Source organism: Miniimonas sp. S16 (assembly GCF_057748195.1).
Map to the genome: position 1 here is coordinate 1,038,463 of NZ_CM173242.1, position 14,146 is coordinate 1,052,608.

General features: G+C 72.5%; 13 protein-coding genes. 8 read left to right on the forward strand and 5 right to left on the reverse strand.

The features are described 5' to 3' along the window. Window positions 1–76: 76 nt before the first annotated feature. Window positions 77–721: a TetR/AcrR family transcriptional regulator gene (locus AC3AQ1_RS04615; RefSeq protein WP_108718011.1), complete on the reverse strand. Its 645-nt coding sequence runs from the start codon at window positions 719–721 to the stop codon at window positions 77–79. Between the two features lie 64 nt (window positions 722–785). Here AC3AQ1_RS04615 and AC3AQ1_RS04620 point away from each other — a divergent pair, with 64 nt between their 5' ends. After that, entirely contained in the window at window positions 786–2,090 is a 1,305-nt protein-coding gene (locus tag AC3AQ1_RS04620; protein WP_108718012.1) for a glycosyltransferase, read from the forward strand. 275 nt (window positions 2,091–2,365) lie between these two features. Here AC3AQ1_RS04620 and AC3AQ1_RS04625 read toward each other — a convergent pair whose 3' ends face one another. Beyond that, window positions 2,366–3,193, reverse strand: coding sequence for an ornithine carbamoyltransferase (locus AC3AQ1_RS04625; RefSeq protein ID WP_108718013.1), 828 nt, complete (start codon window positions 3,191–3,193; stop codon window positions 2,366–2,368). Window positions 3,194–3,316: 123 nt separating this feature from the next. Beyond that, window positions 3,317–4,396, reverse strand: coding sequence for a redox-regulated ATPase YchF (gene ychF / locus AC3AQ1_RS04630; RefSeq protein WP_108718014.1), 1,080 nt, complete (start codon window positions 4,394–4,396; stop codon window positions 3,317–3,319). A gap of 125 nt (window positions 4,397–4,521) precedes the next feature. Here ychF and AC3AQ1_RS04635 point away from each other — a divergent pair, with 125 nt between their 5' ends. The 5 genes from AC3AQ1_RS04635 to AC3AQ1_RS04655 are packed head-to-tail and all read left to right on the forward strand — an operon-like array spanning window position 4,522 to window position 9,638. After that, the gene (locus AC3AQ1_RS04635) at window positions 4,522–6,366 is read left to right on the forward strand and encodes a DNA recombination protein RmuC (protein ID WP_108718015.1); all 1,845 of its coding nucleotides are present in this window, start codon (window positions 4,522–4,524) and stop codon (window positions 6,364–6,366) included. A gap of 52 nt (window positions 6,367–6,418) precedes the next feature. Then, window positions 6,419–7,696: an exodeoxyribonuclease VII large subunit gene (gene xseA / locus AC3AQ1_RS04640; RefSeq protein ID WP_234417776.1), complete on the forward strand. Its 1,278-nt coding sequence runs from the start codon at window positions 6,419–6,421 to the stop codon at window positions 7,694–7,696. Window positions 7,697–7,705: 9 nt separating this feature from the next. Then, the gene (locus AC3AQ1_RS04645; RefSeq protein WP_108718016.1) at window positions 7,706–8,014 is read left to right on the forward strand and encodes an exodeoxyribonuclease VII small subunit; all 309 of its coding nucleotides are present in this window, start codon (window positions 7,706–7,708) and stop codon (window positions 8,012–8,014) included. Continuing rightward, window positions 8,014–8,946 carry a carbohydrate kinase family protein gene (locus AC3AQ1_RS04650; RefSeq protein ID WP_108718017.1) on the forward strand — a complete coding sequence of 311 codons (933 nt, stop codon included), beginning with the start codon at window positions 8,014–8,016 and terminating at the stop codon, window positions 8,944–8,946. Before AC3AQ1_RS04645 ends, AC3AQ1_RS04650 begins: the two co-directional genes overlap by 1 nt. Continuing rightward, complete coding sequence (locus AC3AQ1_RS04655) at window positions 8,943–9,638, forward strand: carbonic anhydrase (protein WP_281285348.1); 696 nt, start codon at window positions 8,943–8,945, stop codon at window positions 9,636–9,638. The genes AC3AQ1_RS04650 and AC3AQ1_RS04655 overlap by 4 nt, the downstream gene beginning before the upstream one ends. A gap of 3 nt (window positions 9,639–9,641) precedes the next feature. Here AC3AQ1_RS04655 and AC3AQ1_RS04660 read toward each other — a convergent pair whose 3' ends face one another. Continuing rightward, a complete protein-coding gene (locus AC3AQ1_RS04660) occupies window positions 9,642–9,938 on the reverse strand; it encodes a hypothetical protein (RefSeq protein ID WP_108718018.1) in 297 nt (98 codons plus the stop codon). 545 nt (window positions 9,939–10,483) lie between these two features. On the opposite strand from AC3AQ1_RS04660, the gene AC3AQ1_RS04665 reads away from it, so the two are divergent. Further along, window positions 10,484–11,797, forward strand: coding sequence for an NAD(P)/FAD-dependent oxidoreductase (locus tag AC3AQ1_RS04665; protein WP_108718019.1), 1,314 nt, complete (start codon window positions 10,484–10,486; stop codon window positions 11,795–11,797). Window positions 11,798–11,892: 95 nt separating this feature from the next. After that, a complete protein-coding gene (locus AC3AQ1_RS04670; RefSeq protein WP_108718020.1) occupies window positions 11,893–12,654 on the forward strand; it encodes a hypothetical protein in 762 nt (253 codons plus the stop codon). A gap of 114 nt (window positions 12,655–12,768) precedes the next feature. Here AC3AQ1_RS04670 and phoH2 read toward each other — a convergent pair whose 3' ends face one another. Continuing rightward, on the reverse strand, window positions 12,769–14,022 hold the full coding sequence (gene phoH2 / locus AC3AQ1_RS04675) for an RNA 5'-3' helicase PhoH2 (protein ID WP_234417913.1): 1,254 nt from the start codon (window positions 14,020–14,022) through the stop codon (window positions 12,769–12,771). Between the last annotated feature and the right edge of the window lie 124 nt (window positions 14,023–14,146).

A 14,146-nucleotide genomic window follows, 5' to 3' on the forward strand; every position in this document is an offset into this window, starting at 1 on the left:
CCGGCGTCGGCGTCGGCGTCGGCGACGAACCGATCACGCGTCACGGTTCGTGGCTGCTCGGTCATCGCGTACGTGTTCACCCGCGCACCACGCGCAGCACGGCGTCGTGCACCCACGCGCGGTAGTCCTCGGGCGACCACCCCGACTGGTCGACGAGCTGCTGGTACCCCTCCGGCGACATGAGGAACGAGAGCTGGTCCGCCGTGCGCTCGACGTCGAGCTCGCCGTCGGCGCCGCCGGCAAGCCCGCGGCGCACCAGCTCCGTGACGAGCAGGCGAAAGTCCCGACGGCGGTGCTCCAGCATGCGCCGCAGAGCCTCGTCGACCACGGGGTCGGACAGCGACGCGCCCAGCAGGACCGTCCAGAGCCGACTGCTCGCGGCGTTCGCTGCCGTGACGAGGCCGACGACCGCGGTCAGGACGGCATCGTCGGGCAGCTCGAACACCGGCGCGGCCGTCTCGGTGTCCGCCAGGCTGTCGGCGCCCTCCTGCCCGGCGAACGTGATCTCGAAACCGCCGATGAGCAGCTCGGCCTTCGAGCCCGCCGACTTGACCGTCTCGGTGGACACGCGGGCCGCCCGGGCGATGGCCGCCATCGTCGTCGCCTGGTAGCCGCGCTCGGAGAACTCGGCGGCTGCGGCCTCGAGGATCCGGCGTCGCGTGCGCTCGGCCTGCTCGGCTCGCAGCTCGGAGCGGTAGACGCGGGAAGGGGTGGCCGACATATTGACCAACCTCCAGGTGTAGTGAATCATTGATTGAGCAAGCCAAACCCTACCGGAGGACACCATGGCCTCGTATCTCCTCTGCATCACCCCGGCGCACGGGCACGTCGTGCCGGCGCTCGCGGTCGCGCGTCACCTGCTCTCGGCGGGACACCGGGTCCGGGTCCTGACCGGGTCTCGCTACCGCGCCGACGTGGTGGCTGCGGGCGCGGAGTTCCTCGCGGTCCCCGCCGAGGCCGACATCGACCTCGACCGCGCCGGCGACCTCTTCCCGGAGCGGGCGAACCTCAAGGGGCCCGCCGGGATCCGCTACGACATGCGGCACCTCTTCCTCGCGCCCGGTCGCGCGCAGTACGGCGCGCTCGCGGCCGCCCTCGACGCCGAACCGGTCGACGCCGTGATCACCGAGGGTCTGTTCCTCGGTGCAGCGCTGCTCGCCCTCCGTCCTCGCGAGGAGCGCCCGCCGTTGCTCGTGCTCGGGATCTTCCCGCTCGGCACGCCGAGCCGGGACACCGCACCGTTCGGTATCGGGATGACCCCGATGCGGGGTCCGGTCGGTCGCCTGCGCAACCGCGTTCTGGCCGCGGTGACGCGGAACGTGATCTTCGGGCCGGTCAACACAGAGGCCGACCGGCTCGCGCAGGACCTCGTCGGACGGACCTTCGGCGGCTCCTTCCTGGAGTGGCCGGCGCGGGCCGACGCGATCGCCCAGCTCACCGTGCCGTCGTTCGAGTACCCGCGCTCGGACCTCCCGGCCACGGTCCACTTCACGGGGCCGCTGCCCTCCGCAGCGGGCGCTTCGACCGAGCTGCCGACGTGGTGGCACGAGCTCGACGGCGAGCGCCCGGTCGTGCACGTGACGCAGGGCACGGTCGCCAACACCGACTTCGGCTCGCTCGTGCGCCCGACGATCGACGGGCTCGCCGACCGCGACGTGATCGTGGTGGTCTCGACGGGCGGTCGGCCGGTCGAGGACGTCGGCCCCGTGCCGGCGAACGTCCGCGTCGAGCGGTACCTGCCGTACGGCGCGCTGTTCGCGAAGCTCGACGTGATCGTGACGAACGGGGGGTACGGCGGCGTGCAGCAGGCGCTGGCGCACGGGGTGCCGCTCGTCGTCGCCGGACAGACCGAGGACAAGATCGAGGTGACCGCACGGGTGGGCTGGTCGGATGTCGGCATCAACCTGCGGACGAACGCGCCGAAGCCCGCCAAGGTGGCGAACGCCGTCGAGCGCGTGCTCCGCGAGCCGCGCTACCGCGAGGCCGCGGCGCGGATCGGGGCCGACATCCGCGGGACCGACGCGCTCGCGACGCTCGACCGCGTGCTGGCCTCACTCAGCACGCCGGCGTCCGCGCCGTCCGGCGGGTGAGGACCGGGCGTGATTCCTGACACCGCCTGTGCCCACGACGCGGACCACGGATCGACCAGCTCGACGCCGGTCTGAGCGAAGTCTTTGGCGTTCCGCGTCGCGCACGCGGGGCGGGTGGACCCGGCAGATTGCCGCAGTCTGGGCGTCCGTCGTGCTGCGCGGCCATGCGACGCACGTCGGTCTCAACCAGATCGCCCGAGACCAGCCTCAGCGCATGGCGCGTAGCGTCGATGGCGCTACACGTTGAAGCGGAACTCTACCGGGTTACGTCACGGTTAGCGGTATGTGAGCGCTCTTGCCATCACAGCTTGCTGCACCGGCATCAAGTATCGCTTGAACTCATAGCCGACGAACGCACCGTGCGAGATTGCGTCAGCGCTGACTTCTCTGCCACGGACGAACGGAGGGCATGGGATGAGTCGGACCCCACGCGGAGAGGAATCCATCAGTTCAGCCGTGACTCGGTACGAAGCGAGCTCGTCAACGTAGGAACCTGGACCGTCAGTGATCACCACATCGGCGATTGATATCGCATCTTGAAGCTCCTCCACCCACGGCATCCCATCGACGCGCAGACCAGCGGGGCAACTCTGCCGAATGTCGAGCTCGAAGACTTCAGCGGCCTCCCACCATGCGCGTGCGATATTCCCGTCCGCACCAACAAACAGGAAGCGGAGCTGTGTGGGATCCGCTTCCAGTGACAGCGCATAAAGATCCGACAGAACTTCGCAAGGATGATTGACCGCCGTCATCGCATTGACGATGGGTAGCGCGCCAGCCGCGGCCAGCCGCTCAAGAACACGGATATCGGCGTGCCGCACGACCATGAGGTCCGACCACTGCCCGAGGTACCCCGCCACGTCGATCAGGTCCTCGCTCTTGTCGAGCGTCTCCGGCGGGAAAACGACTGGCTGTATGCCCATAAGTGAAGCACCCCGCTCGAACGAGAATCGCGTGCGCAGACTCGAGGGTGGGAAGAACATGGCCGCCGCAGCATTGAACCGCGGCCCGGTACCGGCTCTGTACTGATCCACAAGTTCGAAGAACTCGGCGAGCGCGCCCCTATCCCACCCGTGCAATGAGAGCAGGTGTCGCTCCCTCATCCTTGCATCGCTCACGCCAGCGTCGGCCTTGAGTTCGCAGAGTCATTGAGGAACGCAACCATGCGAGGAAGCCTACAAGACGGTGTTTCGTCTCGCTCCGCTCGCTCAACGACCGGGGACGGCTCACACGTTGAACCGGAACTCCACGACGTCACCGTCGGCCATCACGTAGTCCTTGCCCTCGATGCGCGCCTTGCCCGCCGCCCGCGCCGCGGCGACCGACCCGGCTGCCACGAGGTCCTCGAAGCCGATCACCTCGGCCTTGATGAAACCCTTCTGGAAGTCGGTGTGGATGACGCCGGCAGCCTGCGGGGCGGTCCAGCCGCGTCGGATCGTCCACGCGCGCGCCTCCTTCGGCCCTGCGGTGAGGTACGTCTGCAGCCCGAGCGTGTGGAACCCGACGCGGGCCAGCTGGTCCAGGCCGGACTCCTCCTGCCCGGAGTCCGCCAGCATCTCGGCCGCGTCCTCGGGCTCGAGCTCGGAGAGCTCGGACTCGAACTTGGCGTCGAGGAAGATCACGTCAGCGGGTGCGAGCTGGGAGCGCACCTGCTCCTGGAACGTCGTGTCCGCCAGCCCGGCCTCGTCCGTGTTCACCGCGTAGATGAAGGGCTTGGCCGTCATGAGCCCGAAGTGCGCGAGCGCCTCCTCGTCGAAGTCCGCGCGGTGGGCGGCGACCGTCTCGCCGGTGAGCAGGAGGGCGAGCGCCTGCTGCGCCGTCGCGAGCACCGAGGCGTCCGTCTTCTTGCCGCGGACCTCCTTCTCCAGCCGCGGGATCGCCTTCTCCAGCGTCTGGACGTCGGCGAGCACGAGCTCGGTGATGATCGTCTCGACGTCGGCGAGCGCGTCGACCCGGCCGTCCACGTGCACCACATCGGGGTCGGCGAACGCGCGCGTGACCAGGCAGATCGCGTCCGCCTCACGGATGTTGGCGAGGAACTGGTTGCCCAGGCCCTCCCCCTCGCTCGCGCCCTTGACGATGCCCGCGATGTCTACGAACGACACCGTGGCCGGCACGATCCGCTCGGAGGAGAACACCTCGGCGAGCGTGGTCAGGCGCGGGTCCGGCAGCGGCACGACACCGACGTTCGGCTCGATCGTCGCGAACGGGTAGTTCGCGGCGAGCACCTGCGCACGGGTCAGGGCGTTGAAGAGGGTGGACTTGCCGACGTTGGGCAGGCCGACGATGCCGATAGTGAGTGCCACGGGCCGCGATTCTACGGGGATCCCGGCTGGACACCGCCCTCGGCACCCCCGTCCGTGCCGCCCGATCGGGGGGTCGGCGGCCCGTCGTCGTCCGCGATGTCGGTGGTCCGTGGTCGACTTCTCGCATGGATCTGCTGGGCCTTCTCATGCTGGTGGTCGGGGTCGCCGTGGGTGGCGTCGCCGGCTACTTCGTCGCCTCCGCACGCCTGGTCGCCGGCCGCGCGTCCGCTTCCGAGGAGCTCGCGTCGCTGCGGACGCGGCTCGCCGCCGCGGAGGACGCGGTCACGACGGCGGAGCGCGCCTCCGCCCAGCGCCTCGCCGACCAGCGCGCGGCCGCCGACGCCGAGCTCACCCGCACCCGCGAGGACGCCGCGGCACGCCTGGGCGACGCCGAGCGTCGGCACGCCCGGACGCTCGCCGAGGCCGAGGAGCGCGCGGCCGAGGAGCTGCGCCGGGCCGAGCAGCGCGCCGCCGAGACGGTCCGCACCCTCGAGGAGCGAGGGCGCCAGGAGGTCCTGACCCTGCGCGAGGACGCGGAGCGCCGCCTCGAAGAGGTGAAGGCAGACCAGAAGCGCCTGGCGGACGAGTTCGCGGCGCTGTCGAAGCAGGCGCTCGACGCCAACGCCAAGACGTTCCTCGAGCAGGCCGAGGAGCGGCTCAAGCGCACGGGAGTCGAGCAGGCGGCGGAGCTCGCCAAGCGCGAGGCCGCGGTGAAGAACCTGGTGGAGCCGCTGGAGAAGACTCTCGCGCAGGTCAAGGAGGAGATGACGTCGGCGGAGCGGTCCCGGCTCGCCGCGCACGCTTCCCTCGCCGAGCAGGTCAAGGGCATGCGCGAGACCTCCGACCAGCTGCGCACGGAGACGAGCGCGCTCGTCACCGCGCTGCGCGCGCCGCAGGTGCGCGGCCAGTGGGGCGAGATGCAGCTGCGCCGCACGGTCGAGGCCGCCGGCATGGTCGAGCACGTCTCCTTCGAGGAGCAGGTGCGGCTCGAGGACGGCAAGCTGCGTCCCGACCTCGTCGTCACGCTGCCCGACGGCAAGCAGGTGGTCGTGGACTCCAAGGTGGCGTTCAACGGCTATCTCGAGGCGATGGAGGCGCGGGACGACCGGACGCGGTCCGACCGCCTGGCCGCGCACGCCCGCCACATGCGCACGCACGTGGACCAGCTCTCCGGCAAGGAGTACTGGTCCCACCTCGACGCGACGCCCGAGTTCACCGTGATGTTCGTGCCCTCCGAGGTCTTCCTCGATGCCGCGCTCCAGCAGGACCCGACGCTGCTGGAGTACGCCTTCGGCAAGAACGTCGTGCCGGCCACCCCCGCCACCCTCGTGGCGCTGCTGCGCACCGTGGCCTACACGTGGCGGCAGGAACGGCTCGCCAAGGACGCCGCCGAGGTCTTCAAGGTCGGCCGGGAGCTGCACAAGCGGCTCGCCACGTTCGGCAAGCACCTGGACACGCTCGCCAAGCGGCTGAACTCCACCGTCGAGGCGTTCAACGCGATGAGCAGCTCGCTCGACCGCAACGTCGTCACGCAGGTCCGTCGGCTCAGCGCCACGCAGGGGCTCGAGGCGGCCTTCGAGGTGCCCGCTCCCCTGGAGGTGCTCGCTGTCCCGGCGCAGAAGGCCGACCTGCGAGAGATCCCGGCCGACCTGCTGCCCGCCGCGCCCGCGCAGCCGGCCGGGGGCGAGCTCGAGGCGCAGCCCGCCGAGCCCGCGCACACCACCCAGCACCCCGGGCCCACCGAGAGCGAGCCCACCCAGTCCACCGAGCCCACCCAGTCCACCGAGCCCTCCCAGCACGCTGAGCCGTGCGAGGACGAGCTCGCTGCCCAGCGCGCGGAGCGGGAGCGGGTCCTCGCCGCCACCGACCCGTTCGAGGGCGACGACCTGCTCGCGGAGCTCACCGAGCTCGCGAGCGCCGAGGCGCTCGAGCCCGGCTCTCGCGAGGACCGCGACCGCCGGCACGCCTGAGCCTGTGGACGACGCAGCCTCGCTCGTCGGGGGCATGCGGCAGGCTGGACCCGTGACCTCCTCCCCGGACCCGGCCGACACGGCGAGGGACGCCGGCCCGCAGCCGCTCCCGCAGAAGGCGCTCGACACCACCGCCGAGCGTCCGTGGCCGCTGCGCCTTCTGTCGGCCAAGATGGCCGAGTACATCGGACGGATGGCGCCGGTCTGGGTCGAGGGCCAGATCGTCGAGTCCAACCGGCGCTCCGGGATGAGCTTCTTCACGCTGCGGGACACCGATGCCGACATGTCGCTGCGGATGACGGCCTACTCCCAGGTGCTCGATCGGCTCTCGGTTCCCCTGACCACCGGCAGCCACGTCGTGGTGCACGCCCGACCCACCTTCTACGCCAAGCGTGGCGACCTCACGCTCCAGGCCAACGCCATCCGGCCGGTCGGCCTCGGAGAGCTCCTCGCTCGGCTGGACCAGCTGCGCCGGGTCCTCGCCGCCGAGGGCCTGTTCGACGTCGAGCGCAAGCGCCGGCTGCCCTTCCTGCCCTCGTGCATCGGCCTCATCTGCGGCCGGGAGGCCAAGGCGATGGACGACGTGCTCGTCAACGCGCGCGAGCGGTTCCCCGAAGTCCGGTTCGAGGTCCGCCAGGTCGCGGTGCAGGGCGTGAAGGCCGTCGCCGAGGTCTCCCGCGCGCTCGCCGAGCTCGACGCCGACCCGAGCGTCGAGGTCATCGTCATCACCCGCGGCGGCGGCAGCGTGGAGGACCTCCTGCCGTTCTCCAACGAGGCGCTCGTGCGCGCCGTGTCGAACGCAACCACGCCCGTCGTGTCGGCGATCGGCCACGAGACCGACGCGCCGTTGCTCGACCTCGTAGCGGACTACCGCGCCTCCACCCCCACGGACGCGGCCAAGCGGATCGTGCCCGACGTCGTGGCGGAGCGACACGGCCTCGCCGTCGCCCGTCAGCGGCTCACCGCCGCGGTCACCCGCCGCGTCGCCGGGGAGCAGGAACGCCTGGACGCCCTGCGCAGCCGCCCGGTGCTCGCCGATCCCGAGGTGCTGATCCGCACGCACGAGGAGCGGCTCGGCCACGACGTTCGAACCATGCGCCACCACCTCGACGCCCGCCTCGCCCGCGGCTCCGGCGAGGTGGCCCGGCTCGCCGCGCAGGTCCGTGCGCTCTCCCCCGCCCAGACCCTCGAACGCGGGTACGCCGTGCTGCGCACCCCCGGGGGCGCCGTCGTGCGCGACGAGGCGGAGGTCGAACCCGGGGCGAGCCTCGAGGCCGTCGTCGCCCACGGCCGACTCACACTGGTCCGCACCCCGGCGAACCCCGCCTGATCTGCTTGGATGGAGGACGTGAGCACCGTGTCCGGCACCACCGCACGTGAGAGCAGTCCCGACGTCGAGACCCTGAGCTACGAGCAGGCACGGGCCGAGCTCGTCGACGTCGTCCAGCGCCTCGAGCAGGGGGCGGCCACCCTCGAGGACTCCCTCGCCCTCTGGGAGCGCGGCGAGGCGCTGGCCGCCCGTTGCCAGCGTTGGCTGGACGGCGCCCGCGAGCGCCTGCGAGCCGCGACCGACCGCCCGGCGGACCGGCTGGCCGAGGGCGGCGCAGCGCAGCGCACCAGCACTGCGCCGTCGGTGAAGGAGGACTGATGCAGGCTCTCGTCATCGGCGAGGCGCTCGTCGACATCGTGCAGCGCCCCGGCGCCGAGCCCGAGGTCTACCCCGGCGGCTCCCCCGCCAACGTGGCCATCGGGCTCGCGCGGCTGGGCCGCGACGTCCAGCTGCTCACCTGGCTCGGCGAGGATAAGTACGGCGACCAGGTCCGCCACCACCTCGAGAGCAGCCGTGTGCGGATCGCCTCGGGCTCCCAGCGTGCCGAGCGCACGTCCACCGCAGCCGCCACGATCGCCGACGACGGCTCCGCCACCTACGACTTCGACCTCACCATCGACTACCCCGACCACCAGGTCGCGGACGACGTCGTGGTCGTCCACCTCGGCTCGATCGGCGCCGTGCTGCAGCCCGGGGCCGACAAGGCCGCCGCGCTCATCGGCTCCGCGCGCCACCGCGCGATCATCACGTACGACCCGAACCTGCGCCCGAGCATCATGGGCAGCGCGGCGCAGGTGCGCGAGTGCGTGCTCGGTCTCGTCGCGGGCGCCGACGTCGTCAAGGTCTCCGACGAGGACCTCGCGTGGTTCGAGCCGGGCAAGGACCCTCGCGACGTCGCGCGGGCGTGGGCGGCCAGCGGGCCCGCGCTCGTCGTCGTGACGCTCGGGGCGGAGGGCTCCTTCGCCACCACCGCCCACGGCGTCGAGGCGGAGGTCCCGGCGCCGTCGGTGACCGTCGCCGACACCGTCGGTGCGGGCGACTCGTTCATGGGCGGCCTCATCGACGGCCTGTGGTCCACCGGCCTCGTCGGGGCGGACAAGCACGAGGCGATCGCCGCCGTCGGGCCGTCCGTGCTGCTCACCCTGCTCGGCCAGGCCGCCGCGATCGCCGCGATCACGGTCTCGCGTCCCGGGGCCAACCCCCCGACCCGCCTCGAGCTTCTCAACGCCCCCGGAAGGGACGACGCGTGACGACTCCGGACGCACCGATTTCGCCCGACGGCGAGCAGCGCCCCACCACGCCCGCGCAGGCCTGGGCGGCGCTCACCGCCGGCAACGCACGCTTCGTGGCCGGCGAACCCGCCCACCCGTCCCAGGGGGTGGCGCATCGGGAGTCCCTGAGCTCCTCCCAGCACCCGTTCGCGGTGATCTTCGGCTGCTCCGACTCCCGGCTCGCGGCCGAGATCATCTTCGACCAGGGCCTGGGTGACGCCTTCGTGGTGCGCACCGCGGGGCACGTCATCGACACCACCGTGATCGGCTCGATCGAGTACGGCGTGGAGGTGCTCGGGACGCCGCTCGTGGTGGTGCTCGGGCACGACTCGTGCGGCGCGGTGCAGGCGGCGATCACGGCGCTGGAGACCGGCGAGATGCCCCCGGGCTTCGTCCGCGCGATCGTCGACCGCGTGATCCCGAGCATCATGACGCGCCGCTCGCTGGAGTCGGCGTTCGCGTTCGGTCCCTCGCACCGCCCGTCCGGCGAGGCGATCCTGCGCGAGCACGTCACGAACACCACGCGCACGCTCACGGCCTACTCCCAGGCGCTGGCGAACGCCGTCGCAGAAGGGCGGCTCGCCGTCGTCGGCGTGGAGTACGCGCTCGCCGAGGGTCGCGCACGGCTCGTCGCGGTCCAGGGCGACGTGGGAGCCGAGCCCGAGGTCTGAGGCTCAGCGCGGCCAGCGCCCGGTCCACTCCGACATGAGGCTCTCCTCGATCGTGCGGGCCTCGCGACGCTGACGCCGCGCGAGGCGGAGCAGCGGTACGGGAACGGCCCACGGCAGCGCGCCGACCAGCAGGAGCCCGATGAAGTTCCCGGCGAGCTCGGGCCCGCTCAGGCGCTCGCCCATGACGTCGACGAGCACTGCCACCGCCGCGATGGTGAAGACGAGGCAGACGGCCGCGAGCAGCCAGCCCACCACCAACCAGACCGTCGACCACGAGCGCAGCCTGCGGATGCGCTGCACCGCGGCGGCGCCCCGCGCGTCGAGGCTCGGGTCGAGGCCCGAGGGCGGGGCTCCGTACGGCGACTGGTAGGCCGCGCCGTCACCGTCCCGTATCCGGTCCCGTAGCCGGAGCCGTACGGGGAGACCGGAGCGCCGCCGTCGGTCGCGTCGACCGGCGCGGGCCCGTACCCGGCCGCCGGGTACCCGGCGGGGCCCTGCGGCGCGGGCGGCGTTCCGTACACCGGGTCCACGGGCGCGGGCGGCGTCCCGTACCCGCCGGCAGGGGAACCGCCGACGGACCGCCCGTACGGGTCGGGGTCGTCGACCGGGTCCGGCACTCCGTACGCAGCGGCGGACCCGAACGGGCTGGGCACCCCGGAGGCGCCGTACGTCCCGGGTCCGCCCGGTGACGGGTACCGGCCGGGGCCACTGGTGCGATCGGCCCCGCCGGCCGGCGGCCAGCCCTGCTCGTGCGACACGACATCCTCCCGGTTGTGGCGAACCCGACACGGTATCAGCCGTCGTTCGGCGTTCCGGGACCGGCGTCGCGCGGGCAGACTTCCCCCATGGCCACCCGCCCCTTCCCTCGCCCGCGGACCGCGATCGTCGTCGGGGCCGGCATCGTCGGCCTGTCCACGGCGCACCACCTGCGTCGGGCGGGCCTGGAGGTCCAGGTCGTCGAGGCCGAGCACGTCGCGGCCGGCGCGTCGTGGGGCAACGCGGGCTGGCTCACCCCGAGCCTCACGATCCCGCTCCCGGACCCCTCGATCCTCGCCGCCGGGGTCCGCGCGCTGGTCTCGCCGAACTCCCCCGTCTACGTGCCGGTGCGCGCGGACGCCAACCTCGTGCGCTTCCTCGCGGGCTTCCTGCGGCACTGCACGTGGGACGCGTGGCGTCGCTCGATGCGGGCGTTCGTGCCGCTCAACGCCCGCGCGTTCGCGGCCTACGACGCGCTCGCCGACGACGGCGTGGCGGCGCCCGCGATCTCCGACGCCCCCTTCGTCGCGGCGTACGCGGCCGAGAAGGACCGCGAGACGCTGCTGCACGAGCTCGGGATCATCAACGAGGCCGGACAGCACGCCGCGTACGACCTGCTCGACGGCGACCAGGTGCGCGCGCTCGTCCCCGCGGCCTCGTCCGCGGTCGTCGCGGGCGTGCAGCTGCACGACACGCGGTTCATCGACCCGCCGCGCTACCTCGAGGCGCTCGCCGCGCTCGTGCGCCGGGAGGGCGTCACCCTCACCGAGGGCCTGCGCGTCACGTCGGTCGACGGCGGCGCGCCCGGCCGACCCGCCGGCGTCACGGTCGTCGACCACACCGGGGTGCCCCCACGGGGTCGCACCGCGCGGGGCGACCGCGGCGGGGAGCACCTCACCGCCGACGTCGTCGTGCTCGCCTCCGGGGCGCGGCTCGGCGAGCTCGCGCACACCGTCGGGGTGCGCCGGGTGGTGCAGGCCGGCCGCGGCTACTCGTTCACGGTCCCGGTCGAGCACCTGCCCGAGGGTCCGTTCTACCTCCCCACGCAGCGCGTGGCCTGCACCCCGCTCGGTGGCCGCCTGCGGGTCGCCGGGATGATGGAGTTCCGCCGGCCCGGCGAGCCCCTGGACGCGCGCCGCATCCGCGCGATCGTCGCGGCTGCCGAACCGATGCTCACCGGCGCGGACTTCACCGACCGGCGCGAGGAGTGGGTCGGCTCGCGCCCGTGCACCGTGGACGGCCTCCCGCTGATCGGGCCGAGCCGGTCCCCGCGCGTGCACGTGGCCGGCGGGCACGGCATGTGGGGCGTGACGCTCGGACCGCTGACGGGCGAGCTGGTGGCCGAGGCGATCACGACCGGCGTGGTGCCGGACGTGCTCCGGCCGCTGGACCCGCTGCGCTGATCGGCGACGTCCCGGATCGCAGCCGGGACCTCAGCCCCTTGACAGCGTGGGTATGTTTCTCGGTTCGCCTCCCCCTGACCAAGGAGCACACCCCCATGCGCACGACGACCAGCCGACTGACCGCCGCCGCTGCCCTCGTCCTCGCGACCGCCGCGCTCACCGCGTGCGGCGGATCTGACGACACCCCCGTCGACACCCCTGCGACCTCCGAGGAGGCCGCCCCCGAGGAGACCGCCGAGAACGTCGACGCGGAGGCCAGCGAGGAGCCGAGCGAGGAGCCCACCGAGGCACCGACCGTCCTGTCCACCGCCTACGACGTCCAGGTCGCCGACCTCGGCGCCCCCGGCGACACCACCGCACCGGGCACCCCGCTCACGTTCGGCCAGCCCGCGTGGGTCAACCACACCGTCACGTACGACACCGAGACCACGGTCGGCGTGGGCCTCACCGTGCTCGAGGTGCGGGCGCTCGACCCGAGCATGTTCGACAGCTACTCCAACGCCGAGGAGTTCGCCGGCTACACGCCGTACGCGGTCGTGTTCCAGGCGCAGTTCCTCGCCGACGCGCCCGAGGGGTACGACCTCGAGGCGCCGGCGCTCTTCCCGATCAAGGAGGACGGCTCCAACGCGGAGTACCTCGTGAGCGGGATGTTCACCACCGCGTTCTCCTCCGCCGGCGACGAGTGCGGCCTCCAGCTCCCGCCCTACGACGAGACCACCCGCACGCTCGTGAGCTGCTTCGTCGGCCTCACCAAGGACCTGCCGATCGTCGGCGCCAAGTACGACGGCGAGGACTACGGCGCGTTCATCGCCACGGAGGGCAACCAGTACGTGAGCAACCCGATCGTCTGGCGCTGAGCCCGGAGGCTCGCCCTGCGTGGGCGAGCCACGCACGACGGCGAGCCCACCTCCTCGAGGTGGGCTCGCCGTCGCGCGGTCCCGGCCGAGGCGAGCGACCGGGCTGGTCGACCGCTACAGGTCGATCCCCTCCAGAAGCTCGGTGACGAGCGCCGCGACGGGCGAGCGCTCGGACCGCGTGAGGGTGACGTGGGCGAACAGCGGGTGGCCCTTGAGCGCCTCGATGACGGCGGCGACGCCGTCGTGCCGGCCCACCCGCAGGTTGTCGCGCTGCGCGACGTCGTGGGTGAGCACCACGCGCGAGCTCTGCCCGATGCGCGAGAGCATCGTCAGGAGCACGTTGCGCTCGAGGGACTGCGCCTCGTCCACGATCACGAACGCGTCGTGCAGCGAGCGCCCGCGGATGTGGGTGAGCGGCAGGACCTCGAGCATCCCGCGGTCCATCACCTCCTCGACGACCTCGCTGGAGACCATCGCACCGAGCGTGTCGAAGACCGCCTGCGCCCAGGGGTTCATCTTGTCGGCCTCGCTGCCGGGTAGGTAGCCCAGGTCCTGGCCGCCGACCGCGTAGAGCGGCCGGAACACCATGACCTTGCGCTGCTCGCGGCGCTCGAGCACGGCCTCGAGGCCGGCGCAGAGGGCGAGCGCGGACTTCCCCGTTCCGGCTCGACCCCCCAGCGACACGATCCCGATGCTCGGGTCAAGGAGCAGGTCGATCGCGATGCGCTGCTCGGCACTGCGGCCGTGCACGCCGAAGACGTCCCGGTCGCCGCGGACCAGCTGCACCTGCTTGTCCGGCGTGATCCGGCCCAGCGCGCTGCCCCGCGTGGAGTGCAGCACGAGGCCGGTGTGCACCGGCAGGTCGCGCAGTGGGCTCGGGTCGCGCATCTCGGCGACGGCGAGGCGCTCGCCGCCCCACAGCGCCGCCAGCTCGGCCTCGTCGACGTCGGCCTGGACCATGCCGGACCAGCCAACCTCCACCGGTTGCATCGCGCGGTACTCCTGCGCCTGGATGCCGACCGAGGACGCCTTGACGCGCATCGGGAGGTCCTTGCTCACCACGACGACGCGGTGCCCCTCGGACGAGAGGTTCGCCGCGACCGACAGGATGCGCGTGTCGTTGTCGCCCAGGCGCATCCCCGAGGGCAGCACCGTGGGGTCGGAGTGGTTGAGCTCGACCCGCAGCGTCCCGCCGGCATCACCCACCGGGACGGGCCGGTCCAGCCGGCCGTGCGTGACGCGCAGGTCGTCCAGGGCGCGCAGCGCGCTCCGGGCGAAGTAGCCGAGCTCGGGGTGGTGACGCTTCCCCTCCAGCTCGGTGACCACAACGACGGGCAGGACCACGTCGTGCTCCGCGAAGCGGAACATCGCGCGGGGGTCCGAGAGGAGGACCGAGGTGTCGAGCACGTACGTGATGCGCGGCACCTCCTCCCCCGTCGTCGGGTCGATGGTGGTGCCTTCGCTCACGGGGGCTCCCTCCGGCGCGCGGACG